27 protein-coding genes, 1 tRNA gene and 1 other RNA gene are annotated in these 24,764 nt (G+C 60.7%); 15 read left to right on the top strand and 14 right to left on the bottom strand.

The window, feature by feature from the left end; translation table 11 throughout:
* Window positions 1–58: 58 nt before the first annotated feature.
* From ihfB to cmk, 3 genes are all read right to left on the bottom strand, one after another.
* Entirely contained in the window at window positions 59–343 is a 285-nt protein-coding gene (gene ihfB / locus I6L38_RS06115) for an integration host factor subunit beta (RefSeq protein ID WP_005299934.1), read from the bottom strand.
* Between the two features lie 94 nt (window positions 344–437).
* Window positions 438–2,108 (bottom strand): 30S ribosomal protein S1, encoded by a 1,671-nt coding sequence (gene rpsA, locus I6L38_RS06110; protein ID WP_005299919.1) that lies wholly within the window; start codon window positions 2,106–2,108, stop codon window positions 438–440.
* A gap of 94 nt (window positions 2,109–2,202) precedes the next feature.
* Entirely contained in the window at window positions 2,203–2,895 is a 693-nt protein-coding gene (gene cmk / locus I6L38_RS06105) for a (d)CMP kinase (RefSeq protein WP_010634252.1), read from the bottom strand.
* A 249-nt stretch (window positions 2,896–3,144) separates the two neighbouring features.
* Here cmk and ribA point away from each other — a divergent pair, with 249 nt between their 5' ends.
* Window positions 3,145–3,738, top strand: a complete 594-nt coding sequence (gene ribA / locus I6L38_RS06100) for a GTP cyclohydrolase II (protein WP_005299914.1) — start codon at window positions 3,145–3,147, stop codon at window positions 3,736–3,738.
* Between the two features lie 78 nt (window positions 3,739–3,816).
* On the opposite strand, the gene cysB is transcribed toward ribA, so the two are convergent.
* Both cysB and I6L38_RS06090 read right to left on the bottom strand, forming a co-directional pair.
* Window positions 3,817–4,791, bottom strand: coding sequence for an HTH-type transcriptional regulator CysB (cysB, locus tag I6L38_RS06095; RefSeq protein WP_010634254.1), 975 nt, complete (start codon window positions 4,789–4,791; stop codon window positions 3,817–3,819).
* 73 nt (window positions 4,792–4,864) lie between these two features.
* Window positions 4,865–5,740: a LysR family transcriptional regulator gene (locus I6L38_RS06090; RefSeq protein ID WP_024942543.1), complete on the bottom strand. Its 876-nt coding sequence runs from the start codon at window positions 5,738–5,740 to the stop codon at window positions 4,865–4,867.
* A gap of 93 nt (window positions 5,741–5,833) precedes the next feature.
* Here I6L38_RS06090 and I6L38_RS06085 point away from each other — a divergent pair, with 93 nt between their 5' ends.
* Window positions 5,834–7,042 (top strand): MFS transporter, encoded by a 1,209-nt coding sequence (locus I6L38_RS06085; RefSeq protein ID WP_043171931.1) that lies wholly within the window; start codon window positions 5,834–5,836, stop codon window positions 7,040–7,042.
* A gap of 46 nt (window positions 7,043–7,088) precedes the next feature.
* Here the strand turns inward: I6L38_RS06085 and I6L38_RS06080 are convergent, their stop codons facing one another.
* The 4 genes from I6L38_RS06080 to I6L38_RS06065 all read right to left on the bottom strand — a co-directional run bounded on the left by I6L38_RS06080 (window position 7,089) and on the right by I6L38_RS06065 (window position 11,338).
* Window positions 7,089–7,643 carry a VOC family protein gene (locus I6L38_RS06080; RefSeq protein ID WP_024942545.1) on the bottom strand — a complete coding sequence of 185 codons (555 nt, stop codon included), beginning with the start codon at window positions 7,641–7,643 and terminating at the stop codon, window positions 7,089–7,091.
* Window positions 7,637–8,401, bottom strand: coding sequence for a hypothetical protein (locus I6L38_RS06075; protein ID WP_005299895.1), 765 nt, complete (start codon window positions 8,399–8,401; stop codon window positions 7,637–7,639). The genes I6L38_RS06080 and I6L38_RS06075 overlap by 7 nt, the downstream gene beginning before the upstream one ends.
* A 187-nt stretch (window positions 8,402–8,588) precedes the next feature.
* On the bottom strand, window positions 8,589–9,314 hold the full coding sequence (nfsA, locus tag I6L38_RS06070) for an oxygen-insensitive NADPH nitroreductase (RefSeq protein ID WP_201889300.1): 726 nt from the start codon (window positions 9,312–9,314) through the stop codon (window positions 8,589–8,591).
* Between the two features lie 86 nt (window positions 9,315–9,400).
* Complete coding sequence (locus I6L38_RS06065) at window positions 9,401–11,338, bottom strand: bifunctional diguanylate cyclase/phosphodiesterase (protein ID WP_024943465.1); 1,938 nt, start codon at window positions 11,336–11,338, stop codon at window positions 9,401–9,403.
* Between the two features lie 165 nt (window positions 11,339–11,503).
* Between I6L38_RS06065 and I6L38_RS06060 the strand changes: the two genes are divergently transcribed.
* The 4 genes from I6L38_RS06060 to I6L38_RS06045 all read left to right on the top strand — a co-directional run bounded on the left by I6L38_RS06060 (window position 11,504) and on the right by I6L38_RS06045 (window position 14,746).
* The gene (locus I6L38_RS06060) at window positions 11,504–12,205 is read left to right on the top strand and encodes a DUF2982 domain-containing protein (RefSeq protein WP_005299887.1); all 702 of its coding nucleotides are present in this window, start codon (window positions 11,504–11,506) and stop codon (window positions 12,203–12,205) included.
* A gap of 73 nt (window positions 12,206–12,278) precedes the next feature.
* Window positions 12,279–13,217 carry a LysR family transcriptional regulator gene (locus I6L38_RS06055; protein WP_024943464.1) on the top strand — a complete coding sequence of 313 codons (939 nt, stop codon included), beginning with the start codon at window positions 12,279–12,281 and terminating at the stop codon, window positions 13,215–13,217.
* A 54-nt stretch (window positions 13,218–13,271) separates the two neighbouring features.
* Window positions 13,272–14,306 (top strand): response regulator, encoded by a 1,035-nt coding sequence (locus I6L38_RS06050; protein WP_042008168.1) that lies wholly within the window; start codon window positions 13,272–13,274, stop codon window positions 14,304–14,306.
* Window positions 14,307–14,314: 8 nt separating this feature from the next.
* On the top strand, window positions 14,315–14,746 hold the full coding sequence (locus I6L38_RS06045) for a PAS domain-containing protein (RefSeq protein ID WP_005299876.1): 432 nt from the start codon (window positions 14,315–14,317) through the stop codon (window positions 14,744–14,746).
* A gap of 60 nt (window positions 14,747–14,806) precedes the next feature.
* Here the strand turns inward: I6L38_RS06045 and ltaE are convergent, their stop codons facing one another.
* From ltaE to I6L38_RS06030, 3 genes are all read right to left on the bottom strand, one after another.
* Window positions 14,807–15,826: a low-specificity L-threonine aldolase gene (ltaE, locus tag I6L38_RS06040; protein ID WP_216989283.1), complete on the bottom strand. Its 1,020-nt coding sequence runs from the start codon at window positions 15,824–15,826 to the stop codon at window positions 14,807–14,809.
* 90 nt (window positions 15,827–15,916) lie between these two features.
* On the bottom strand, window positions 15,917–16,618 hold the full coding sequence (locus I6L38_RS06035; protein ID WP_005299871.1) for a short-chain dehydrogenase: 702 nt from the start codon (window positions 16,616–16,618) through the stop codon (window positions 15,917–15,919).
* Window positions 16,619–16,698: 80 nt separating this feature from the next.
* Window positions 16,699–17,106: a helix-turn-helix transcriptional regulator gene (locus I6L38_RS06030; RefSeq protein ID WP_010634263.1), complete on the bottom strand. Its 408-nt coding sequence runs from the start codon at window positions 17,104–17,106 to the stop codon at window positions 16,699–16,701.
* A gap of 116 nt (window positions 17,107–17,222) precedes the next feature.
* On the opposite strand from I6L38_RS06030, the gene I6L38_RS06025 reads away from it, so the two are divergent.
* On the top strand, window positions 17,223–18,122 hold the full coding sequence (locus I6L38_RS06025; RefSeq protein ID WP_216989282.1) for an aldo/keto reductase family oxidoreductase: 900 nt from the start codon (window positions 17,223–17,225) through the stop codon (window positions 18,120–18,122).
* 70 nt (window positions 18,123–18,192) lie between these two features.
* On the opposite strand, the gene I6L38_RS06020 is transcribed toward I6L38_RS06025, so the two are convergent.
* A complete protein-coding gene (locus tag I6L38_RS06020) occupies window positions 18,193–18,471 on the bottom strand; it encodes an RNA-binding protein (protein WP_026141388.1) in 279 nt (92 codons plus the stop codon).
* A 219-nt stretch (window positions 18,472–18,690) separates the two neighbouring features.
* On the bottom strand, window positions 18,691–19,233 hold the full coding sequence (locus tag I6L38_RS06015) for a hypothetical protein (protein ID WP_043171923.1): 543 nt from the start codon (window positions 19,231–19,233) through the stop codon (window positions 18,691–18,693).
* 165 nt (window positions 19,234–19,398) lie between these two features.
* On the opposite strand from I6L38_RS06015, the gene mepA reads away from it, so the two are divergent.
* The 8 genes from mepA to I6L38_RS05975 all read left to right on the top strand — a co-directional run bounded on the left by mepA (window position 19,399) and on the right by I6L38_RS05975 (window position 24,673).
* Window positions 19,399–20,163 carry a penicillin-insensitive murein endopeptidase gene (gene mepA / locus I6L38_RS06010; RefSeq protein WP_043171922.1) on the top strand — a complete coding sequence of 255 codons (765 nt, stop codon included), beginning with the start codon at window positions 19,399–19,401 and terminating at the stop codon, window positions 20,161–20,163.
* Between the two features lie 42 nt (window positions 20,164–20,205).
* Window positions 20,206–20,811 carry a LemA family protein gene (locus tag I6L38_RS06005; protein WP_043171921.1) on the top strand — a complete coding sequence of 202 codons (606 nt, stop codon included), beginning with the start codon at window positions 20,206–20,208 and terminating at the stop codon, window positions 20,809–20,811.
* Window positions 20,808–21,542, top strand: coding sequence for a YgcG family protein (locus tag I6L38_RS06000; protein WP_043171920.1), 735 nt, complete (start codon window positions 20,808–20,810; stop codon window positions 21,540–21,542). Before I6L38_RS06005 ends, I6L38_RS06000 begins: the two co-directional genes overlap by 4 nt.
* Before the next feature lie 20 nt (window positions 21,543–21,562).
* The gene (locus tag I6L38_RS05995) at window positions 21,563–22,180 is read left to right on the top strand and encodes a TPM domain-containing protein (RefSeq protein ID WP_043171919.1); all 618 of its coding nucleotides are present in this window, start codon (window positions 21,563–21,565) and stop codon (window positions 22,178–22,180) included.
* A 177-nt stretch (window positions 22,181–22,357) separates the two neighbouring features.
* Window positions 22,358–22,445 (top strand) — tRNA-Ser (locus I6L38_RS05990).
* A 55-nt stretch (window positions 22,446–22,500) separates the two neighbouring features.
* Window positions 22,501–22,629: non-coding RNA, RtT sRNA (locus tag I6L38_RS05985), on the top strand.
* 432 nt (window positions 22,630–23,061) lie between these two features.
* Window positions 23,062–23,820, top strand: coding sequence for a flagellar motor protein (locus tag I6L38_RS05980; protein ID WP_005299846.1), 759 nt, complete (start codon window positions 23,062–23,064; stop codon window positions 23,818–23,820).
* Window positions 23,795–24,673: a flagellar motor protein MotB gene (locus I6L38_RS05975; protein ID WP_043170969.1), complete on the top strand. Its 879-nt coding sequence runs from the start codon at window positions 23,795–23,797 to the stop codon at window positions 24,671–24,673. Before I6L38_RS05980 ends, I6L38_RS05975 begins: the two co-directional genes overlap by 26 nt.
* Window positions 24,674–24,764: the final 91 nt, after the last annotated feature.

The raw sequence follows: 24,764 nt of genomic DNA, 5'->3' as shown, positions 1-24,764 counted from the left end.
TGCCACAATAGAAACCGTAAAAACAAAAAAGGCATACCCAGGTATGCCATTTTCTGCATTATTCGATGATGTTCACGCGCTCGCGTAACTCTTTGCCGGGCTTGAAATGCGGAACATATTTCCCGGTCAATTCAACCTTGTCCCCGGTCTTGGGGTTGCGGCCCACACGGGGTGCACGATAGTGCAGTGAAAAACTTCCAAATCCGCGGATTTCAATCCGGTCGCCGTTTTGCAAAGTCGACGCCATTTGCTCAAGGATCTCCTTGATGGCGGCTTCGACATCTTTGGCCGGCATATGCATGCGGCTGGCAGCCAATTGTTCGATGAGATCTGATTTGGTCATAACGTTAAATCTCCTTCCCCGATCACATGCAATATTCATTACGCCAAGATAAAAAAGGGCGGCGTGACACGCCGCCCTTTTCTTGCATCAAGGATTATTCACCCTTGGCGGCTTTGAACGCTTCAGCCATGGCATTGCTGAACACAACTTCTTCTTGTTGGTTCAGGTTGTCGATGGCAACACGCTCGTCAGCCTCGTCCTTGGCGCGGACAGACAGGCTCACGGTGCGGTTCTTGCGATCAACGCCCATGAATTTAGCTTCAACTTCGTCACCAACAGACAGCACCAGAGTGGCGTCTTCTACGCGGTCACGAGCAGCGTCGGAGGCACGCAGGTAGCCTTCTACGCCGTCAGCCAGTTCGATCACGGCACCCTTGGCATCAACCTCGGTGACCTTACCCTTCACAATAGCACCTTTCTTGTTGTCAGACAGGTACTTATTGAACGGGTCTTCTTCGATCTGCTTGACGCCCAGGGAGATGCGCTCACGCTCCGGGTCAACTTGCAGAACAACGGCTTCGATTTCGTCGCCTTTCTTGAATTCACGAACTGCTTCTTCACCCTGGTTGTTCCAGGAGATGTCAGACAGGTGAACCAGGCCGTCGATACCGCCGTCCAGACCGATGAAGATACCGAAGTCAGTGATGGACTTGATCTTACCGGAAACACGGTCGCCCTTGGCGTGAGTTTCGGCAAACAGCTGCCACGGGTTGGATTTGCACTGCTTCAGACCCAGGGAGATACGACGACGCTCTTCGTCGATGTCCAGAACCATCACGTCAACCACGTCGCCAACGTTAACAACCTTGGACGGGTGGATGTTCTTGTTGGTCCAATCCATCTCGGATACGTGTACCAGGCCTTCAACGCCTTCTTCGATTTCAACGAAGCAGCCGTAGTCGGTCAGGTTGGTCACGCGGCCAGACAGACGGGTGGTCTCCGGGTAACGCTTGGCGATAGCAACCCAGGGATCTTCGCCCAGCTGCTTCAGACCCAGGGATACACGGGTACGCTCGCGGTCGAACTTCAGAACCTTGACTGCGATCTCGTCGCCAACGTTGACGATTTCGGAAGGATGCTTAACGCGCTTCCACGCCATGTCGGTGATGTGCAGCAGGCCGTCAACACCGCCCAGATCTACGAATGCACCGTAGTCGGTCAGGTTCTTGACGATACCCTTAACTTCTTGACCTTCTTGCAGGTTAGCCAGCAGGCTTTCGCGCTCGGAGGTGTTCTCGGTCTCGATCACGGCACGACGGGAAACAACAACGTTGTTGCGCTTCTGGTCCAGCTTGATGACTTTGAACTCGAGTTCTTTGTTTTCCAGGTGAGCGGTGTCACGGATCGGACGCACGTCAACCAGAGAACCCGGCAGGAAGGCACGGATGCCGTTCAGTTCAACGGTGAAACCACCCTTGACCTTGCCGTTGATGATACCGATAACGGTAGCTTGCTCTTCGTAAGCTTTTTCAAGCTGCAGCCAGGCTTCGTGGCGCTTGGCTTTTTCGCGGGACAGCTTGGTTTCGCCGAAACCATCTTCGATAGAGTCCAGAGCCACGTCAACGGAGTCGCCTACGTTGATTTCCAGCTCGCCCATGGCGTTCTTGAATTCTTCAGCCGGGATAGCGGACTCGGATTTCAGACCGGCGTCAACCAGTACGAAACCATTTTCGATAGCAACGACAGTACCCTTGACGATGGAACCTTGACGGGTTTCAACGGCATTCAGGGACTCTTCAAAGAGTTGAGCAAAAGATTCGATCATTGTTTATGTCACAAATGAAACATCCACTTGTCATCCAGCACAAGCGGGGTTGTTTTAAATAATCTGCGCCATCCATGGTGCAGACGACCGGATGTCAGCTTGCGCTGGCATCGCCGAGTTGTTGCTCCGCATAGGCGAGCACCGTTGCCAGCACTTCGTCTATGGACATGGCGGTTGAATCCACCACGAGAGCATCTTCTGCCGGTTTCAGGGGGGCAACAGCGCGATTTCTGTCGCGATCGTCACGCTCCCGAATCTCGGTTAAAAGACGCTCAAAGTTAACATCAAAGCCCTTATCTTGCAACTGCTTATAGCGGCGAGCCGCCCGTTCTTCGGCGCTGGCGTCGAGGAAAATCTTCACTTCCGCCTCGGGGAAAACCACTGTGCCCATGTCGCGGCCGTCGGCGATGAGGCCGGGGGCCTGGCGAAAAGCGCGCTGACGGCGCAGCAGGGCTTCGCGCACCCGCGGGAAGGCGGCAATCTTGCTCGCGGCATTGCCCACTTCCTCGGTACGAATGGTACGGGAAACATCCTCCCCTTCCAGCACGACCTTCACCTGCTCGGCATCGACCTGGAACTGCACGTCCAGATTGGCGGCCAGGGGAACCAGCGCGGCTTCGGAATCGAGCTCGACATCGTGATGCAAGGCCGCCAGGGCCAGCACCCGGTAGATGGCGCCGGAGTCGAGCAGGTGCCAACCCAGTTTTTCAGCCAGCAACTGGCACAGGGTGCCCTTGCCGGCACCACTTGGGCCATCAATTGTCATCACGGGGGCCATCTGCGGCATAACGTCTCTCCTGCACACTTGTTGCACACATCCCGGGAGGGATGGGGTAATGGGCGCCGATTATACCCAAATGTGCCGAGCCTGGCAGTCGCCAGCACACACAATTGCGCAAAACCGGTCGTAACTGTCCTCTTTGTGTACAACGGGGCAAGCCATTAAACAGTGCAAGGTTTTGTTCTTATGGTTGTTCCGGACAAGGCGCGCTAAACTGGCCGCCCTTTTTTAAGCAGCTGTAGTAAGGAGCAACCTATGAGCAGCGTTACCCTCGTGGCCAAATCCAAGTTGCCAACCCCCTGGGGCACCTTCACGCTGGTCGGCTTTCAGGAAACCGGCACCGGCAAGGATCACGCCGCGCTGGTGATGGGCGATATCACGGGTGATGAGCCGGTGCTGGGCCGAATTCACTCCGAATGCCTGACCGGCGATGCCCTGTTCAGTCTGCGTTGCGACTGCGGCTTCCAGCTGCAGGCCGCACTGGAAAACATCGCCAAGGCAGGCCGTGGCGTCTTGCTGTACGTGCGTCAGGAAGGACGCGGCATCGGTCTGCTCAACAAGATCCGGGCCTATCATCTGCAGGATCAGGGCGCCGACACCGTTGAAGCCAACGTGGCGCTCGGCTTTGCCGCCGACATGCGCGACTACACCATCTGCGCCGACATGCTCAAGCAGCTGGAGGTGAAATCCCTCAAGCTGATGACCAACAACCCGCGCAAGATGAAGGCGATGGAATCCTTCGGCATTCCGGTGGCGGAGCGGGTGCCCCTGCAGGAAGGGCGCAATCCCCACAACGAGTTCTACCTCTCGACCAAGGCCAGCAAGCTGGATCACATGTTCAAGAAGTGATCCCGCCTCGCCGCTCGTTGCCATGAAAAACGCCTCCCATCGGGAGGCGTTTTTTGTTGCTCTCGTATCGCCGCAGCGCTAGCGGATGGGCAGCTCAATATCGGCAAACATGGCATCCACGTCGTCGCTGGAGCGCAGGGCAATGGCACGCTCCACCACGTCCCGGGTCAGATGGGGGGCAAAGCGGGTCATGAAGTCATACATGTAGGTGCGCAGGAAGGAGCCCTTGCGAAAGCCGATCTTGGTGGTGCTGTGGGCAAACAGGTGGCTGGCATCGAGGGCCACCAGATCGGTATCGACCTGGGGATCCAGCGCCATGGTCGCCATCACGCCGATCCCCACCCCCAGCCGGACATAGGTCTTGATCACGTCGGCATCGGTGGCGGTGAAGACGATGTTGGGCTCGAAACCGGCCCGGTTGAAGGCAGTATCGAGCTCGGAACGGCCGGTAAAGCCGAACACATAGGTCACCAGCGGGAAGCGGGCGATGTCGGCGATGGAGAGCTTGCCGACCTGGGTCAACGGGTGGCCCTTGGGGACGATCACGCTGCGGTTCCAGTGATAGCAGGGCAGCATGATGAGATCTTCGTACAGGTGCAGCGCCTCGGTGGCGATGGCAAAGTCCGCCTGTCCCTTGACCACGGCTTCGCTGATCTGGGTCGGCGTGCCCTGATGCATGTGCAGGGAGACCTTGGGAAAGCGCTTGATGAAGCCTTTTATCACGTCAGGCAGTGCATAACGGGCCTGGGTGTGGGTCGTCGCGATATGGAGCGTGCCCTGTTCGGGGTGAGTGTGCTGACTCGCCACCGACTTGATGCTCTCCACCTTGCCCAGGATCTCGTTGGCAATCTTGATCACGTCCCGTCCAGCCGGAGTGATCTGGGTCAGGTGTTTGCCGCTGCGCTCGAAAATCTGGATCCCCAGCTCATCTTCCAGCATGCGCACCTGCTTGCTGATCCCTGGCTGAGAGGTATAGAGACTCTCTGCCGTTGCCGACACGTTCAGTCTGTGGTTGGCAACCTCAACGATATAACGCAATTGTTGGAGTTTCATGATGTTAGGCTCTAAAGGCGACTTGAACTAATACTAACAAACTTTTGACTGATAGCCTTTCCTTCTTGGCCATTTATGGCTGTGCCTGCGCCAGCAGAAAATCCCGCAAGGCCCGGTTGGCCATGGAGAGCGGATCCCCCCGCCGCCACGCCACACAGAGATCGAGAAAGATCGGGGGCGCGAACGGAATCCCGGTCAGGGCCGGCTCTTCGTCCAGCGCCATCCGCAAGAAGGTGGTCACCGCAAAGCCCTGCTTCACCACCGCCTTGAGCAGCGGGATGAGGTTGCTCTCAAAGGCGATGTCGGGCTCGCAGCCCAGCCCCTGAGCCAGCGCTTCCATGTGCTCGCGGTGATAGAAGCCACGGCGAAACATCGCCAGCTCCTGGCTGAAGAACTCGCTCAACGACACACTCCGGGCCTGACGCAGCGGATGCTCCTCCCCCACCACCATCAACATCTCTTCACGCAGCAGCTGGGCCCCTTCCAGCGCCGGCGGCAGATCGCTGGTGATGAGGATGGCGAGATCCAGCGAACCGTCCACCATCCGGCTCAACAGCTCGCGGGTACCCGCCTCCTCCACCCGGATCTTGAGGCCGGGGTAGCGGTGCTTGAAGGCCATCAGGATCGGCGGGAAGTAATAGGAGCCCATCATGTAGGGGATGCCGATGCGCACTTCTCCGCGCTCCAGTCCCTTGAGTTCGGCCATCTCGGCCTCGGCCTGGTGCATCTGGCGCAGCAGGCGCTCGGCATGGCGGCAGAGCACCTCCCCTTCCGGGGTGAGCCGCACGTTGCGATCCTGGCGGTCGAACAGGCGCAGATCGAGCTGTTGCTCCAGCTTGGCGATGGCCATGCTGATGGCGGGCTGCGCCACGTGCAACCCGTTGGCCGCCTTGGTAAAGGAGCCGGCATCCCGCACCGCCAGCAGATAGGTGAGCTGTTTGAGGTCCATATCAATTTGGTTTATCAGATGGATAACTTAAATATATTATATTTATGTTCTAGCGCGCACTAACCTGCAACAAAGCTGTCAGGACAATTGCATATGATCGAAGTCGGTAGTCGTGAATGGATCCGCGCCACCCTGGCCCTCAGCCTGGGCTCCTTCCTGGTGTTTCTCAATCTCTATCAGACCCACCCCCTGCTGCCGCTGCTGGCCGAGGTGTTTTCCGTCAGCTCGCTGTCGGCCGGCTGGGCTCTGGCTGGCTGCACCGCTGGGCTCGCCGTCTCGCTGCTCGTCTGCGCCCGGCTGGCGGATCGCTTCGGCCGGCGCCGGATCATGTTGTGGAGCCTGGCCGGCGCCATCCTGATCTCCCTGCTCATTAGCCTGGTCAGCCAGTTTGAACAGCTGTTGCTGCTGCGGATCCTGCAGGGTGTGCTGCTGGCGGGGCTACCCGCCACCGCCATCGCCTACATGGGGGAAGAGTTCAGCAAGCGGGCCCTGCTCTCCGCCGTCGGGGTCTACATCGCCGCCAACTCGCTGGGGGGCATCGCCGGTCGGGTGGTCGGCGGCCTGCTGGCCGGCTGGTTTGGCGACTGGCAACACACCTTTCTCGGCATCGGCCTCATCAGCCTGGCCCTGCTGCCCCTCGTCATCTGGTTGCTGCCGGCCCAGACCCGCTTCGTGCCCGTCATCGCCAAGCCGGGCCAGTTTCGCCAGGCCATCACCAGCCACCTCGGCAATCCGCTGCTGGTAGGGGCCTACCTCATCGGCGGCCTCAACTTCATGGTGTTTCTGAACCAATACAGCTACCTCACCTTCCTGCTGGCCAGCCCCCCCTTCTCCTTGCCGACCCAGTGGCTCGGCATGCTGTTTCTGACCTATCTGTCGGGGACGGTGGCCTCCTCCCTCAGCGGACGCTGCGCCCATCGCTGGGGGGCACAGCGTCTGCTGCTGGTCGGCATAGCCCTGATGGCGCTCGGCAGCGCCCTGCTGCTGTGCGGCTCGCTCGGGGCCATCCTGTCGGGTCTGCTCATCTCGAGTTTCGGCTTTTTTCTGGCCCACGCCTGTGCCAGCGCCTGGGTCGGCCAGCACGTGGAGCACAACCGGGCGCTCGCCTCATCGCTCTATCTGGTGGGTTACTATCTGGGGGCCAGTCTGGGTGGACTTTATCTGCACCCCTTCTGGGAGCAGGGAGGACTCGGGGGATTGGTGCTCGGCATCGAGCTGGTACTGGTCATCACGGCGGGATTGAGCCTCTGGCTCGGCCATTTGAAGGGACGCCCCGCCCGCCCCCGCATCTGTCATCCCTGACGCCATTCCTGATATCAGACGGGGCCAGTCAAGCGGCTCCGTTTCATCAAGCCTGGTCGTAGTAGCCGGCAGGCACCGGCACCACGGCGCCGCTCGCCAGCTCTTCCTCGATCACCTCGGCCAAGGTGCGCAGATGGAATTTGATCTGCCCAGAGGCCAGCATCACCGCCACATCGGGATTGCGTTCATCATTCAGGTTGCCGGTCTTGAAGGCCACCTCGGGATGGGCAGCCAGCAAGGCATCCAGCGAAGGCACCACCAGCTCGATATGTTCCAGCCCGGCCTGATGGCTGCGACCGGGTTTGGGCGCCGCCAGCTCGATGCAGGGCACGCTGCCGTGGGCATGGGGCACTGGTTGATGCAGGCGGTAGGTGGCGATGGGCCGTCCGCCGATCATCCCCTCCACCAGCAGGTCGCCATGGGTTGCCAGCAGCCCCTTCAGGGTCAGGTACTCCAGCAGGGTGGCGGCCCGATAGCAGAGGTGGTCGACCTCGATGGCGGCGGGATGGATGGCAAGTTCGTCCAGCTCGGTCAACAGCTGGCAAACAAATGGGGCCATCGGCCCCAGTGTGGTATCGAGTGGATGTGACATGATCACCATTTCTTCTTGGGTTGGAACAAGACGTCCAGTTCGTCCGCTTCTTTGTCCTTGATGTTTTGCAGCTCTTTTTCGCTGTGCTCTTGGAGATGGGCGTCGAGTCCGGCCAGTCCCTGCCGCATGTCCTCTTCCCGCGCCATCAGGTAGGGATCTTTATCCGCGACGCTGGCCAGGGCGGAGAGCCCCTTGGTGTAGAGCTGGCGACAGGTGCCGTATTGCCCCTGGATCTGGGCATCCATGGCCCGTTTCACCAGGTTGGCGATGTTGACCTTGAGCTGCATCAGCTCGAGGCGGCGATCCTCCTGGGCAAAGCCCTGCGGATCTATCTTGCCCTTGTTGTGCTCGACCCGCAGCACGGCCCGCATCTTCTTGACCAGCTGCAACATCTGGATGGCCTGACGATCCGATTCGGGGGTCTTGAAATGCCCCTCATCCTGGCTGCTGTAGTTCTCCTGCACGTTCTTGATCTGGGTCTGCACGTCGACAATGCGCTGCTTGATCTGGGCATTGGGCATCACCAGGGCGATGGCGCGATAGGCATCGAGGATCCGGTGCTGCAACAGCAGCACTATGTTCTTGGAGAAGGGCACCAGGTTGACGTTGAGCAGCATCTCTTCGGTTTCATCCACCACCGACTTGTAGCGGGCGATGGCGTGACGCTTGTCGGCCTCTGCCTTCTGCTTATATTGCTGCATCACGTTATAGGCGATGACCAGAAACAGGAGTGCGCCAATAGACAGCAATACCAAGGTTAAAATCATAGGAAGTCCAAACTCCTGTCCCAATTCAATTGCGTGATCCTACAACAGCTTACCTAGTTAAGGTAGTCCGCACCGCAAGGCTTGCCCCCGATTTATGCCGCAAGGTGGCCGTAAAAACGGGGGAAAACCGGGATCACACGGCGCTGGCAACACCGCCATTACCCCTTAGTATCGCCCATCGGGCTCATTACTTGAGGCTGAAGCCCCGGGATCGCAGGAAATCCTGCATGAAGGGCCGCGCCTCCTTGCCAAGAATGCCCCGGATCTGGCCGCTCCAGCTCTGCTGCTTGTTGTTGCTGCTGCGAGACTGGTAATAAGCCTGGATCTGCCGGTCATAGCTGGCAAGCAGCTCCCGATCCAGTTCGGCCTGATAGCGGTTTTCATGCACCACCAGAGCGCGGGGCAAGCGGGGTTTTTGCTCAGGCGCCTGAGCCGGATGGCCGAGACAGAGGCCGAACAGCGGGATCACCTGATGCGGCAAACCCACCGCCTCGCTCACCGCAGCCGGGTTGTTGCGGATCCCGCCGATATAGACACCGCCAAGCCCCATGGATTGGGCAGCCAGCAGGGCATTCTGGGCCATCAGGGCACCGTCGATGGCGCCGATCAACAGCTGTTCGACAAAGCCGGTCTGGGCATCCGGAACCACCTCGCAGTGGCGATGATAATCCGCGCAAAAGAGCAGGAACTCGGCAGCCTGGGCTACATAGGCTTGATGCCCCGCCAGTTCGGCAAGCTGGCTGCGCAGGGCCTTGTCGGTCACCCGGATGATGCTGTTGGCCTGCAGAAAGCTGGAGCTGGAGGCGGCCTGTGCCGCACTCAGGATCTGGTCGAGCTGGGCCTCGCTGATGGGGTCGGCGGTGAATTGACGAATGGAGCGATGGGCAAGAATAAGGTCGAGAGTCGGGTTCATGTTGCCTCCATATGAAGAAGCCCACACTCTACCCAAAAACAGCGAGGGGCCCAAGGCCCCCCGCGCTCGCGTCACAGCACGACCGGCTAACCGGCCAGCGGATAGTTGCCCGCCTTGCAGCTGACCACGAAGCCGCTCTCTTCCACCTGCGCCACCGACATCGGCTTGCTGAACAAGAATCCCTGAAACACGTGGCAGCCCTGGGTGCGCAGGGCGGCCAGTTCGTGTTCGTCCTCCACCCCTTCGGCCATGATGCCAAGGCCCAGGCTGGTGGCCATGGCGACGGTGGCCCGGATCACCGGCAGGTTGAGCCCCACCACGAAGGAGCGATCCAGCTTGATGGTGTCGATGGGCAGCCGGTTGAGATAGGCCAGCGACGAGTAGCCGGTGCCGAAATCGTCGATGGCAATCTTGATCCCCTGCTCGCTCAGGGCATCGAGGATCTCGATGCACCCCTTCATGTCCAGCATCAATACCGTCTCGGTCAGCTCCAGCGTGAGCAGGCCGGCATCCACGCCAAACTCCTTGAGCTGCTGGGCCACCAGCTCTGGCAGGGAGGACGAGAGCTGAAAGCCGGAGAGATTGACCGACACCGGCACGCTCACCCGCCACTTCTTCTGCCAGTGGGCCATCTGGGCCAGCGCCGTCGACAACACCCAGCCACCTATCTCGCGAATGAGCCCCATCTCTTCCGCCAACGGGATGAACTCCACCGGCGAGACATGGCCCAGTACGGGATTGTGCCAGCGCAGCAGCGCCTCGTACCCGAGCAACCTGCCTTTTGCCACATCCACCTGGGGCTGGTAGCAGAGGCTGAGCTCCCCCCGCCCGATGGCCTTGGCCAGGAACTGCTTCAGGGTCAGCTTGCGATGCAGGGTCTGCTGCATGCTGGGGGTGAAACGCTGCCAGCGCAGCCGCCCCATCTGCTTGGCCTGATACATGGCCATGTCGGCGCGGGTGATGAGGTTGTCGCCGTCGTCCGCATCATCCGGATAGATGGCGATGCCGATGCTGCCACCTATGGTCACCTCGGGCACCCCGCTCAGCTGCAACGGCTTGGTCATCTGGGAAAGCATGAGATCGGCCACCTCCTGCGCCCGATCGCTGGAGTGGCTGAGCGGCACCAGCGCGGTAAATTCGTCGCCACCGAGCCGGGCCAGCTCCACATCGCGCGGACAGATCTGCTTGAGCCGGCCTGCGACCCGCTCCAGCAGCCGGTCACCGGCCTTGTGGCCGTAGTTGTCGTTAACCAGCTTGAAGTTGTCCAGGTCCATGAACACCAGGGCGAAACGCCCGCCCAGCCCGCAATAGGCTTCCAGCGATTTCATCAAGCCATAGCGATTGAGCAGCCCGGTCAGCGAGTCGTGCCAGGCCAGGTGGCGATGCTCCAGCTCCTCCAGCTTGCGGTCGGTGATGTCACGCATGGTGAGCAGGATCTGGGCCCCCTGCTGGATGTGACGAAACTGGTACTGAAACCAGCGCATCCCCTTGAGGGTGCGGCACTCCCCCTCGGCCACCACTTCATCGAGCCGGGAGAGCTTCTGATAGAAGGCGTCGTCATTGCCGGAGAAAAGCTGGGAGAGATGATGTACCTCATCACCGAAGCACATCTCGAAGTGGTGATTGCCGCTCTCGAGCCGGCCCAGGTTGTCAAAAAGGCAAGCCAGGGTATCGCCAGTGGCGAGGGAGGACTCCTGATAGAGGGTGTCGGCATCGATGACTGCCTCGGTCATCATCATCAGCCGCCCCGCCAGCTGGATGCCGGAGAGGCGCAGATAAACCTGTTTTTTGACCCCCTTTGGGGAGAGGGTCCACCACTCGCTGTAGCTGCGCCCCTGCTGAAAGTCCCCGAGGTAGCGCTGCAACAGCAGATCGATGGCCTGTGCCATGTCGGCCGAGAAATCGCGCGACTGCAGTTCGTCCAGCGAGCTGGCTTCCCACACATTCAAGGCGGCGCGATTGGCCCAATAGATATGGTGATGCCGGATGTCATACACCCAGATTGGGGTATGCAACACATCCATCCCGTTCAATAACCGTTCGTCTAGCGTATTCATCTAATATGGTGATTCATGGTATGTGATCACTGGGAAACCCAGCGGCGGAGAGCCCTCCCGGGCAACCGATGCTGGTACAAAATCGGATCCAGCCCATAATGGAAACAAGCATGCGCAAGGGGCTGACTTCATATGAAAACGCTACATGTGAAACCCATGGTCAGGAAAAACGGACTCACGTTGGTATTGTTGGGCATCATAGTAAGCATTGCTATGATTTTTATACTTTTTTTACTCGGTGAACAACCACTAATCCCCCCGGTCTCCGGCCTGTTGGCGGGTCTGATGATGATCTTTATCGGCTCATTGAAGCTGGTCGAGCCCCATTTCAGCCTGTCGCTCTGTCACGATTGTCTGCAATATCACCACAAATACGGCGGTTGGATCCTGAAATGGAGAAATATTCAGCGAATCGACCAGCCACGCATTCATCTGGGCTGGGATCTCGTCCCCCTGCCCTACATAGGTTTGAAGATCAAAGATTACGACGATTTTTTGACATTGATCACACCCAGATTGGCAGTGCGTCTGCTGACCGAGCAGCGTGGCGTCCTGTTGCAGGCACTGCGCAGTGAGCAACCCGAATGCATCGGCGGGGGCTGCGGCGACCCTTTTCAGGGGGAAGGCTTGCTGGAAGAGAGTCACTTTCGCTCCCCCTCCGGTCAACGCTATGAGGGGGTGATCGCCATGCTGGCCAACCGCATGACACGGCTGCGTGATCTGCTCGGCTACGATCTGCTGGTGCCGGACAACAGCCTGGACCGGGATCCGGCCGAATTTGTCCGACTTTTGCACCAGTACCAGCGGGAGTCGAATCTAATCCAGATCAATTAAACGCCGAATTGAGCTTGCCAAGGCTGGCCGCACTTCTTAAGGTCACTGCCTTGTTACACCCAGAACACCGCTTATGAAGTACATCGAAGAGTTCTATCTGTTCGTCAAGGTGGTACAAGAGGGAGGCTTCTCCCACGCGGCCGCCGCACTGGGCATGCCCACCGGCACCATCAGTCGACGTATTTCTCAGCTGGAAGAGCAGCTCGGCTGCTCCTTGCTACACAGATCCACCCGCAAACTCCGCCTGACCGATGAAGGACTGCGCTACTACGAGCGCCTGTGCACCCCGCTCGGTGAAATCGAGCAGGCCACTGGCGAGATCCAGGGCAAAGAGGCCGACCTCAACGGCGTGATCCGCCTGGCGGCCCCCATCGCCCTCTCCAACACCATCCTGGTCGACATGCTGGCGGACTTTGGCCTGCGCTACCCCGAGGTGCAGTTCGACATAACCCAGACCAACGATCATCAACACCTGTTCGACAACGACCGGGATCTGGTGTTTTTCAACGGTGAGCTCCCCCAGTCCCTGCCCAATGCGCTCTGCCTAGGTCACATCGAATACGGCCTGTTTGCCTCCCCCCTCTATCTGGAGAAGATGGGCACCCCCTCCCATCCGGGCCAGCTGGAGGAGCATGCGCTCATCTACTGCTGGCCCCATCAGCACTGGCAACTGACCGACCGGGAGGAGCAAACGGTGCAGATCAAGCGGGCCGCCAGGCTCACCGTCAACCAGACCCAGGCCGCCGTTCGCGCGGCCAGACGGCACCTGGGGATCGTCAACGCCCCGCTCCACTACGTGCACCCCTTCCTGCAGGATGAGCAGCTGGTCGCGGTGCTGCCCGACTGGAAAACCGGCAACCGCCCCTTCTACATGTTGCGTTGCCAACCTCAGTTTGCCCCGTTGCGTGTTAAGATGTTCGCTGATTTTGTTGAAAAATACTCAGCGCGCTACCGGAGCCTGCAGTGGGACAACCAATTTTCACCGGCGAACAGCCTGTCTCATTGCATCTGACCGTTGGCGGGCCACACTTATAGCAATCCTCGTTGACCAGGCCGGCCTAACACTATGAATGTATTGATATGTGATGACTCAGGATTCGCCCGTAAACAGCTGGCCCGCGCCCTCCCCGCAGACTGGGACGTGACGCTCCACTACGCCGCCAACGGGCTGGAAGGGATAGAGCAGGTCCTGATGGGGCATGGGGATCTGATCTTTCTGGATCTGACCATGCCGGAGATGGACGGCTACGGCGTACTGGAGACTCTCAAGCGCGAAGGGCTGCGCAACAAGGTGATCGTGGTCTCCGGCGACATCCAGCCGGAAGCCTATCAGCGGGTGATGGGACTGGGGGCGCTCGACTTCATCAAGAAACCGGCCGCCCCGGAGACTCTCAGCGCCCTGTTGAAGCAGCATGATCTGTGGCAGGCCAAGGGTAGCGCCGTACCGGAAGCCGCCAGCCCCGCAGCTCAGGCGATGGTCGATGCCGGCAGCGTCGATACCGGCATCAAGATCAGCCCCGAAGTACGCGATGCCTATCAGGAGCTCGCCAATGTCTCCATGGGTCAGGCCGCCGACCTGCTGGCCCGCCTGCTCAACGCCTTCGTGGTGCTGCCCATCCCCAACGTCAACGTGCTGGAGGTATCCGAACTGCACATGGCCCTCTCGGCCGCCGCCGACTCGGACACCCTCTCCGCCGTCTGCCAGGGTTTCATCGGCGCGGGCATCGCCGGCGAGGCGCTGATCCTGTTTCACGACTCCAGCTTCAAGGATCTGGCCCGGCTGATGAACCATCAGGGCACACTCGATCGCAACGCCGAGCTGGAGCTCTTGATGGACACCGCCAACGTGCTGATCGGCGCCTTCCTGCGCGGCTACGCCAGCCAGCTCGATACCCCCTTCAGTCAGGGTCACCCCGTGGTGCTCGGCCAGCACAGACCCATCAACGAGCTCATCAACACTAACAAGAGTCGCTGGCGCCGCACGCTGGCCATCGAGATCAACTACCGGGTCCAGGATTATGCGGTGCAGTGCGATCTGCTGCTGCTGTTTACCGAAGATTCCATCGCCACCATGAACAACAAAATCATGCACATGCTCTAGGAGTGACCATGGAAATCCGTGAATTTCATTGGCTGATGAACATAGTCCAGAACCTGGACGTAGGGCTGGTCGTGCTCGACAAGGAGTACAGGGTGCAGGTGTGGAACGGCTTCATGGAGAGCCACAGCGGCCGGCTGGCCGGTGAGGTGCGCGATGGCGTGCTGTTCGACCTCTTCCCCGACGTGGATCGCGCCTGGTTCGAACGCAAAGCCAACATGGTGTTCAAGCTCAACAACCGCGCCTTCAGCACCTGGGAGCAGAAACCCTATCTGCTGCGCTTCTCCAACTACCGCCCCATCACGGGCTCAGCGCCCCACATGTTCCAGAACCTGACCCTGGTGCCGCTGGCCGACTTCGGCGGTCAGGTAACCCACATCGCCGTGATGATCTACGACGCCACCGACGAGGCCATGCTGATGAGCGGCCAGCGCCAGGCATGAAGACACTTTGCAGCACAATGAAAACAGGGCGCCTTGGCGCCCTGTTTTGTTGTGAGGCGCTCAGCGGGCCCCGAGGTACTCGGTGAAGGCGTCGATCACCTCGTCGATGTCGTCATCGGTGATCTGCAGATGGGTCACCAGCCGCATCTCGCCGTAACCGGAGAAGAGGATCCCCCGCTCCTTCATGAAGGCAAGCAGGGGACCGCTCTGCTCTTTTGCCAGCTGCAGGAAGACCATGTTGGTCTGCACCTGGACCAGATCCAGGGTGATGCCGGGCAAGGCAGCCAACCCCTCGGCCAGACGTCTGGCCCGGCGGTGATCGTCCGCCAGGCGGGCGACGTGCTGTTCGAGGGCAAACAGACCGGCCTGGGCCAGGATCCCCGCCTGACGCATGCCGCCCCCCAGCATCTTGCGCAGCCGTCTGGCGCGGGCAATGAAGGCGCGAGAGCCCACCAGCAGCGATCCCACCGGTGCCCCCAGCCCCTTGGAGAGGCAGATGGAGATGCTGTCAAAGGGAGCTGCCAGTTCGTGTACCCCGTGACCGCTCGCCACGGCGGCGTTGAACAGGCGCGCCCCGTCCAGATGCAGCTGCAGCCCACGTTCGTCGACGAACTCGCGCATCGCCTGCAGGTAGTGAAGCGGCAGCACCTTGCCATTGTGGGTGTTTTCGAGGCAGACCAGCCGGGTCTGCACAAAATGGGCATCGTCAGGGGCAATGGCCGCGGCCACATCGGCCACCGCCAGCGAACCGTCAGCCTGCATGGGCACCGCCTGCAGTGCGACCGAGCCCAGCACGGCGCTCCCCTGGGCTTCATAACGATAGATGTGGGCCCCTTGGCCCACGATGGCCCCCTCCCCGCGCTGACAGTGGCTCATCACCGCCAACAGGTTGGACATGGTGCCGGAGGGGACAAACAGCGCGGCCTCCTTGCCCAGCAGCTCGGCCCCGCGGGCCTCCAGTGCATTGACGCCGGGATCTTCCCCGTAGACATCATCCCCCACCTCGGCATGCAGCATGCTCTGGCGCATGGCATCCGTGGGCTGGGTGACCGTATCACTTCGTAAATCGATATAGCGCATGACATCCCTCCTGAAGCTGGAGCATGACGTTAGCCAGCCATGGCTGGCTTGGCAAGCGGACCGTTTCCGGAATGTGAAGCCGGTGACGGCTTACCAGGGTAGCGGCTGGCCCTGCAAGTCGAGGAAGCTGCCGGACTGGGCCGGCGACAACTGGTTGAGAAGATCAAGTAGACGCGGCGCCACAAGCGCCGGATCCTGCAGGGTCTCGGTCGCCAGCTCATGCAGGAAGGGTTGATTCATGGGGGTATCCATCAGCCCGGGATGGACGGTGATCACCCCGGCGGCGGGAAAGCGTTCGCGCCACTCATGGGCCAGCGTTTTCGCCCCCATGTTGAGCGCCGCCTTGCTCATCCGGTAGCTGTAACGGCTGCCCGTCTCGTTGGCGCCGAGGCTGCCGGCCAGATCGGAAAGAGAGCAAAGCCAGAGGCGGGCATCCGGCGTCATGCGCCGGCTCAGACAGGCGGCCAGAGCCAGGTGCGGCCAGGCATTGGCCAGCAGGCTGTCGCACAGCCACCTGGGGTTGACCTCCTCCACTCGCCGCTCCGGCATGAAGTTGATGTCGTGCAGCAGACCTATGGTGTTGATCACCACGCTCGGCAACGCCGCCGTGTCATAGAGGGTGAACAGGGCATCGAAGGAGAGGGCGTCCACCTCCTGCAGCGGGAAATAACAGGCGGGATCCACCCCTTTTGGCAGTTGCCGGCCAGCCAGCACCAGCTCCTCGCCGCGAGCGGACAGCTCATGTGCCAGTGCCGTGCCCAAGCCGCCGCTGCCCAAGATCAGATAACCCATCGCCCTCTCCCCGCTGCCCTCATCTGTTTAGAGGGTATCAGAATAATCCCCGGCCGTAGCCGGGCCATCCCCATCCGGGCTTATGCCTCATGCAGGTGCCTGCCAAATTCGCGGGCCCGCGCCAGGTCGAGAAACCCGTCAGCCTGCTTGTGGCTGCGCAAGAACTGGTAATAGGCGAGCAGGATCACCTGCGCGTCTGCTTCCGGCAGCGACAATCCGGGCTTCTGCTCCTGCAACAGGCTGCCGGCCGCCTCCAGGGCTTCCCGATCCACCACCTCCGCCTGCCGATAGAGGTAGCCACAGCCGGTGGCGAGCCACTCCAACGAGCAGTTGGCGGCCATGGCTATCTGGTTCGCCTTGCCAAGCCCGGGTTCAGCCCCCTTCAGATATTTGCGGATCAGGGCCTCGCTCAGCCCCACCTTGCGGGCAAAGGCGCTGACGCTGCCCGTTCCTATCAAGCTCTGCAAGCGTTCGGCAAAACCGTCCATGTCCTCTCCCTCAGAACCAAAGTTCGAATTAACAAAAGCCGCATTATTGCCTTGCCAACCAGAAGAGACCAAGATGCGGGCAGCATCTTTTTACCCTTATGAGCCAAGGAGCCTCCATGTCCGTATCTCGACTCCCCCTCCATCCCGAGGGCCCGACCTTCTCCCGTCTCATCATGGGCTACTGGCGCCTGATGGAGTGGCAGCTCTCCCCGAGCGCCCTGCTGGAACTGATGAAGTACCACCTGGATCTGGGGGTCACCACTATCGATCACGCAGACATCTATGGCGGCTACCAGTGCGAGCAGGCCTTCGGCGAGGCGCTGCGCCTTGACCCCTCCCTGCGCAACCGGATGGAGATCGTCAGCAAGTGCGGCATCGCCCTCACCGCCAAGCCGGAGCACGCGCTGAATCACTACAACACCGGCAAGGCGCACATCATCGCCAGCGCCGAGGCCTCCCTGCAAAAGCTCGGCACCGATCACCTGGATCTGCTGCTGATCCACCGCCCGGATCCCCTGATGGATGCCGACGAGGTGGCCGATGCCTTCATCACCCTCAAGCAGGCGGGCAAGATCAAGCATGCCGGCGTCTCCAACTTCACAGCCCGTCAGTTCGAGCTCCTGCAGTCACGCCTGCCCTTCCCGCTGGTGACCAACCAGCTGGAGATCTCGCCGCTCAATCAGAGCACCACCCTGGACGGCACCCTGGATCAGTGCCAGCAGCTGCGCATCAAGCCGATGGCCTGGTCCTGCCTCGGGGGGGGACGCCTGTTCCAGGCCCCCGAATATGCCCCGCTGCGCGCCGAGCTCGAGCAGATCCGCCATGAGGTGGGCGCCGAGCAGATCGAGCAGGTGGTCTATGCCTGGGTCATGATGCTGCCAAGCCAGCCGCTGCCGCTGATAGGCTCCGGCAAGCGGGAGCGGATCGCCGCCGCCGTGGCCTCCCAGTCCATCGTCCTCAGCCGTCAGCAGTGGTTCCGCATCCGCAAGGCGGCGCTTGGCTACGACGTGCCCTGATTTATCCGGCAAACGCCAGAAACAAAAACGGCATGGGGAAACCCATGCCGTTTTGCGTTATCGAGGCAGCTCAGCGATGACGCTGGGGGCGACCACGTGGTGCATCTGTCTTCGGTTTGGCCTGGTTGACCGTAATGGTACGGCCACCAATCTCGGTGCCATGCAAACCGGCGATGGCTTTTTCTGCCTCGCCATTGACAGGCATTTCAATGAAGCCAAACCCCTTGGACTGACCGGTATCGCGATCGATGATGATATCGACCTTGTCTACCTGCCCAAATTGGCTGAACACGCTTTTCAGTTCGTCGGCCGTCATCCGGTACGACAGATTACCTACGTAAATCTTCATGCCATCCACTCTCGATTCAAGGTGCCTTCTCTATCCAATCACCAACACAAAGGTAAGGGCACACCCCCCATGCCGGACCTGCCGGGACGTCGTGTCCGGGCACTTCCCCGCTCCGTTTACTCAACTCATTGATCTGTTGGGCGAACAGAGCGGACAAGATCAATTCGAGTCACTGGCAGTATCTGAGCTTTGGCAAAGATTGTCGAGAAAATAGTCAGATCATATGGGGAGCAGGGCGTCCAGCAGCCCCTGCAGCGTACGCCGGCCATGCCAGGCCCGCTTAAAGCCGAAACGATAGATGCCGGGCGCCACGGCGTGGGTTCCCTCGCGGCCGAGCCCCATCAGCGCGGTGGCGGCGGCCAGCTGTTCTTCATCGAGCGCCAGATCCAGGCTGAAGGCCAGCCACTGACCATCGTGGCCCACCTTGCGATCCCGCTCGACCCCGACCAATGCCGCCCTGGGCAGCGCCAGCGCCTGATCGTTGCTGCCATTGAGCAGATAGAGGTGGGTCTCATCCCAGGCCAGCTCCGCCAGCCGCCAGCGCTGCCAGCTGCGAGGCAGCACCATCATCAGCAGCACGATACCGCCGAACACCAGCCCGACCCAGGGCAGCAGCCCCATCTGCGGGTAACCCAGACCGATGGCGGCCAGCACGGTGAGCAGGCTCGCCAGCAGCAAGACCACCATCACCGGATAGAAACGGCGGGCGGGGGGCATCAGCCAGACCAGCCCCGTTTTGTTCACCAGCTCACTGACCTTCATTCATCTCTCCTTATTCATAGACGCTGGACGCGCCATTTTTGTCGCGCATTGTGCGCGAGCCGCCCCGCAGGATGCAACCCGTGCCGCCAGCTGGATGACGGCTTCGCCGCACTCTTGATATGATTCCCTCCATCTGAGTCCATTTGCACGCTTGTCGGGAGTCTCATGCTTGCCACCACCCTGCTCTTCATGGCCAGTGCCTTTCTTGCCGAACCTCACCCCCGCCAGGCCGAGGCCATTGGCGGCTACGCCGCCGGCTGCCTCAAGAACGGGGTGGCGCTGCCACTGAGCGGCCCCGGCTATCAGGTGATCCGTACCAAGCGACTGCGCTACTACGGCCACCCCGAGCTCATCGCCTACCTCACCACCCTGGCCAACCAGACTCGCATGGCCGGCATGCCGGATCTCTACATCGCCGATCTCGCCATGGCCCACGGCGGCCCGTTCACCTCCGGCCATCGCAGCCATCAGACCGGCCTCGATGCCGACATCTGGTTTCGCATGGCCAACCAGCCCATCTCCCGCTGGGAGCAGGATGCCCCCAAGGAGTGGGCGCTGATCGACGAACCCAGCTACCGGGTGCTGCCCGGACGCTTCGGCCCCCAGCAGCTCAATCTGCTGCGCCTGGCGGCCAGCAAGCCCGAGGTGGCCCGCATCTTCATCAACCCTGTGCTCAAGGCCGAGGTATGCAAACGGGCGGCCGATGAGCCCTGGGTCGGCAAGCTGCGTCCCTGGGTCGGCCACTTCAGCCACTTTCATGTGCGCCTGCGCTGCCCGGCCGACAGCCCGGATTGCCAACCCCAGGCCCCGATCCCGCCCGGCAACGGCTGCGGCGCCGAGCTGGCCTCCTGGCTCAAGGACAAGCCGCAGTTGTCCAAGGTTTCGATGGCTTATCACAAACCCAGGCTGCCCGCCCGTTGTGGCGGTTGACCACAAGCTGCTATGGTGAGCCGTTATCTGCAAAAAATATCAATGGAGAACAACAAGATGGGCACTTCACTCTGGCAACGGGCAACCCACGCCCTGTTGACCCTGACGCTGCTGCTGGGCCTGACCGGTTGCGGCATGAACAACATTCCCACCCTGGATGAGCAGGTCAAGGCGAGCTGGGGCCAGGTCGAGAACCAGTATCAGCGCCGTGCCGATCTGGTCCCCAATCTGGTGGCCACCGTCAAGGGCTACGCCAGCCACGAGCAGGAGACCCTCAAGGCGGTGACCGATGCCAGAGCCCGGGTCGGCAGCCTGCAGGTGAGCGATCCCGCCCAGCTCAAGGAGTTTGAAGCGGCCCAGAACCAGCTCTCCGGCGCCCTCTCCCGCTTGATGGTGGTGGTCGAACGCTATCCCGATCTCAAGGCCGATCAGCAGTTCCTCACCCTGCAGGCCCAGCTGGAAGGCACCGAGAACCGCATCTCGGTGGCCCGGCGCGACTACATAGAAGCGGTACGCCAGTTCAATACCGAGATCCGCACCTTCCCGGGCGTCATCTGGTCCAAGCTGCTCTACTCGGATCTTGAGGCCAAACCTACGTTCAGCGCCAAGCCCGGTGCCGATGAGGCGCCCAAGGTCAGCTTCCAATGAACCTCGTGATCCGTGCCCTGCTGCCCTGCCTGCTGCTGTGGACGGCGGTGGTGTCAGCCGCCCCCACCTTCCCCGCCCTGAGCGGACGGGTGGTGGACGAGGCCAACCTGATGTCCCGCAAGCAGGCCCACCAGCTCACCCAGCAGCTGGCGGCGTTCGAGAAGCGCAGCGGCATCCAGCTGGTGGTGGTCTCTATCGACACGCTGGCGGGTGACACCATCGAAGAGTACGGCTATCAGCTCGGCCGCCACTGGGGGATCGGTCAGAAAGGCAAAGACAACGGCGTACTGCTCTTGATCGCCCAGGATGAGCGCAAGGTGCGCATCGAAGTGGGCTATGGACTGGAAGGGGCCCTGCCCGACGCCATCGCCGCCAACATCATCCAGACCCGGATCCTGCCCGCGTTCAAGCGCGGCGACATGGTGGCCGGGGTGGTCGCCGGCAGCCAGGCGATCATGCAGGCGCTGGCGGGCGAGTACAAACCGGTAGACAACGCCAGCAAGGACAAGCTGGGCGGCCCCTGGCTGTTCATCCTGATGGTGATTGTGATGATCGTGCTGCACAACCTGCGTGGCGGTGGCGGCGGTGGTGGTCGAAGTGGCCGGCGCCGCGCCGCTTACCTCGCCGGTGGCTTCGGTGCCGGTCGCTCCGGCGGCGGCTTTGGTGGTGGCGGTGGTTTCAGCGGAGGGGGCGGCAGTTTTGGCGGCGGCGGTGCCTCCGGTGGTTGGTAACAGGGATTAAGAGACGACACATGATTTCGAAACAGTTCTTTCACACGTTGCAGGCCAGGGTCAAACAGGCGGAGCAGGCAACCGATGCCGAGCTGGTGACCGTGCTGGCCCCCGCCAGCGACGGCTATCGCTACATCCCCACCCTGTGGGCGGCCCTGCTGGCCATGCTGACACCCCTGCTGTTGTTCGAGCTCGGCTTCTGGCTCGGCTGGTACGAGATCCTGCTGGTGCAGTGGTCGGTCTGGCTGGTACTGAGCATCCTGTTCCACTGGACCCCCATCAAGATGTACCTGATCCCGAAACAAGTGCGCCAGCACAGGGCCGCCCTGATGGCACGCCTGCAGTTTGTCGAGCAAGGGCTGCACCGCACCCGGGATCGGCTCGGGGTGCTGATCTTCGTCTCGGTGGCCGAGCACTACGTGGAGATCCTGGTGGATGACGGCATCGCCCAGCACATCGATAACGCCCAGTGGCAGGAGATCATCGATGACTTCACCCGCCGGGTGCGCAACAAGGAGGTGGAACAGGGTTTCCTCGAGTGCATCGAGCGGACCAGCGCCATTCTGACCGACGCCTTCCCCGCCACCCGGGACCAGAACGAGCTGCCGGACAGCCTGATCATCCTCGACAAGCCCTGAACAGGATTAAAAAACCGGCATTCTGTTCAAGGGATAGACATTCGATAAAGATTATGAAAAATAAGGGGAAAAGTGGTTGACCCCGGCAGCCCTTTCCCCTAAATTACGCCCCGTTCCAGCGCAACGGCGCAACGAACGAGGTGCTGGCTGAGCACGTTAAACAACAGACCAAAATTTGGTGAGGTGTCCGAGTGGCTGAAGGAGCACGCCTGGAAAGTGTGTATACGGCAACGTATCGAGGGTTCGAATCCCTCCCTCACCGCCAAATTTTAAAGAACCGACCTGATGGTCGGTTTTTTTGCTTTGGGGAAGAATTATCAGCTCATGTCGAAGAGGGAGGGTGAGAACCCTCGCCGGGTTCGAGCAGAGCAGCTTGCTGCGATGAACGGCCGCAGGCCGCCCCGAAGGGGTGAGCCACGCAGTGGCGAATCATCCCTCCCTCACCGCCAAATTTAAAGAACCGACCTGATGGTCGGTTTTTTACTTTCAGACTCTGACGAAAGCGGCCCTCTCACCCAGCGTCGAGCAGGCCGGCAGCCTCTATCTATCCTCCAGGCAGTTCTGCTGGCAATGATCCACTCCATGGCGCACCGATCTCATCGTCCATTTGAACGGCCAACCTGATGGCTGATAGTGACGTTCCGCCACCAGCTAGCCTCTGCAGCCAAGCATCTCAAACGCAAGACCACAGCACCGCCAAATTCCCTCTGCTGGCAGCAACGTCCACCTTGGTGGCACACCCCTTTCCAGCCGGAAAAAACCTCTCCCAGGCGGCAGCTGACGCTGACGCGCGTTATTGCTCACCGATTGGATATCATTTTGAAAAACTGATACTTAAGTAGCTACACTAGCCATTATCAATCTTCAGGGATGCGTAATAAATGAGCTTAATCGGCCTGGTTCTGGCATTGATCGCCATTCTGGGCGGCAACATGATCGAAGGCGGCCACCCCAGCGCCCTGCTCGATCTGCCCGCCTTCCTCATCGTGATCGGCGGTACTGTTGGTGCCGCTCTGACCCAGTTCCCCTTCTCCGTCGTCGGCAGCACCCTCAAGCGTTTCAAGTGGTTGCTGACCCCTCTCAAACTCGACATGCAGGAGCAGGCCGAGTTGTTGGAGAACCTGGCGGGCAACGCCAGGCGCAGCGGCATGCTGGCCCTGGAAGGGATGATCGACGACATCAAGGATCCCTTCCTGCAAAAGGGGGTACAGATGATGGTCGACGGTTACGAGAAGACCAAGATCCACGAGGTGCTGGAAAACGAGATCGAGTTCGAGCAGGAAGATCTCGAGCAGACCGTCAAGTTCTATGAGGCCATGGGGGGTTATTGCCCGACCATGGGGATCGTGGGGGCGGTATTTGGCCTCATTCACGCCATGGGCCTGCTGGATGCCCCGGACAAGCTGGGGGGCGCCATTGCGGTGGCCTTCATCGCCACCATCTACGGGGTATCGGCCGCCAACCTCATCTTCCTGCCCTTCGGCAACCGCTACAAAGCCTTTGCCCACCAGATCCGCCACTACAAGGAGATGACCCTGACCGGCATCCTCTGCATCGTGGACGGCGAATCCCAACAACGTCTGCAAGTCACCCTCGAACCCTACTTAGGAGGCCATGGTGGCAAAAAAGAAAAAGGCTGAGGCGCCGGAGAACCACGAACGCTGGCTGGTCTCCTATGCCGACTTCATGACCCTGCTGTTCGCCCTGTTCGTGGTGCTCTACTCCTTCGCGATGGCCAAGCAGTCTGAAACCCGGGTGCTGATCCAGGGCTTCATCGAGTCGCTGGGTAAAATAGGCCTGATCTCCCCGCCTGCGGGTTCACCGGTCATGCAAGGGGGGACCGGCATTCTTGAGCCGGAATCCAAGACCACCCCGAGCAGCCCCGAGAAGGAGACGGTGCTGGAGAAAGATGCCCCCACGGCAGCTTCGGATCCCTTCAACGAGACCATAGGCGCCTCTGAGAAGCCGAGCGCGACGGAGTCCTGGCCTCACAAGACCCAGGAGCAGGAGTGGGTGCAGGTCACCAAGAAGAAGCTGGAGCAGCAGCTCAAGGCACAGATCGAATCCAAGGATCTGGAGGTAGAGCAGCTCGGCAGCCAGCTGGTGATCCGCATCGGTGAAAAGGCACTGTTCCCGGCCGATTCCGCCTTCCTGCAGCCCCAGTTCATTCCGCTGGTCAACAAGATCTCCGGTATTCTGGCGGATATCCCGGGCAAGGTGGTGGTCACAGGTCACACCGACAACACCCAGGCGCCGGTGGAGCTCTATCGCAGCAACTGGGAACTGTCGGTGCTGCGCTCGGCTTCCATCGTGCACACCCTGCTCACCAACCCCAAGCTCGATGCCTCCCGGATCATCGCCCAAGGGGTGGCCGATGCCCAGCCCCGCTATCCCAACGACACCCCGGAACACCGGCAGGCCAACCGTCGGGTCGAGATCACCCTCTCCCAGGGCAAGGCCGCCGAAGAGTCCCTCCCCGTCCTCAAACCCTGATCCAGCAGACCCCGCCCGGCGGGGTCTCGTTTTTCTCGATTAGTTTATTTTTCAAACTGCCCCACGATTTTCCCCCCATCACAAAGGCGAG

This window comes from Aeromonas sp. FDAARGOS 1408 (assembly GCF_019048665.1).
GTDB classification, from domain to species: Bacteria; Pseudomonadota; Gammaproteobacteria; order Enterobacterales; family Aeromonadaceae; genus Aeromonas; species Aeromonas dhakensis.
This window is presented reverse-complemented; position numbering and strand designations above follow the sequence as displayed.